We start from the raw sequence: 559 nt of genomic DNA, 5'->3' as shown, positions 1-559 counted from the left end.
TGCGGTCCTGCCCACGCGCGGCCGGGAACGCCTCGAACGCCCGGGCCGACCGCTCGCCGAGCCACCACAACAGCCGCAACGCGCCGATCGGCACCAGCGCGAGCACCGCCAGCCGCGGCCCGAGCGGCATGTCAGCCAACCACCCCAGATAGCCACGCCCCCGAACACACGGACGGTACGGGGCGCACTGCCAGCCCACGATGTCGACCGTCACCCCCACGACGGACAACACGAACGCGGCGGTCAGGCTGGCGGCCAACAGCCGACACAACGGACCGATCAACCCGCCCGTCCCGCCGGTCGCCGGCCGCGTCCACACGGAGAGGTTCACCAACATGAACGGCAACAGGAACAGCAACGACAAGGTCCGCACCGTGGCGCCCGCGGTCAGCGCACCCCACCGGTACGCCTCCACCTCCAACCCACCCGGCCGGTCACTGATCCCGAACCCCGGCCGGGGCCGGTAGAAACCGGCATTGTCGTCCCCGGCCACCCGGGTCACGATCGGGTGATCCAGCAGCGCTTCGGCGGACGTCCCCGAGACACCGTGCACCCGCAG

At 71.7% G+C, this 559-nt stretch carries 1 pseudogene; it reads right to left on the bottom strand.

Annotated features, from left to right (window positions below):
* Positions 1–559 (bottom strand): annotated as a pseudogene (locus tag C1I95_RS34360) (hypothetical protein); the annotation flags it as partial.

This window comes from Micromonospora craterilacus (assembly GCF_003236315.1).
In the GTDB taxonomy this organism is placed as follows: Bacteria; Actinomycetota; Actinomycetes; order Mycobacteriales; family Micromonosporaceae; genus Micromonospora; species Micromonospora craterilacus.
The sequence above is the reverse complement of the archived record's forward strand: the minus strand, read 5'-3'. Positions and strand labels throughout refer to the sequence as shown.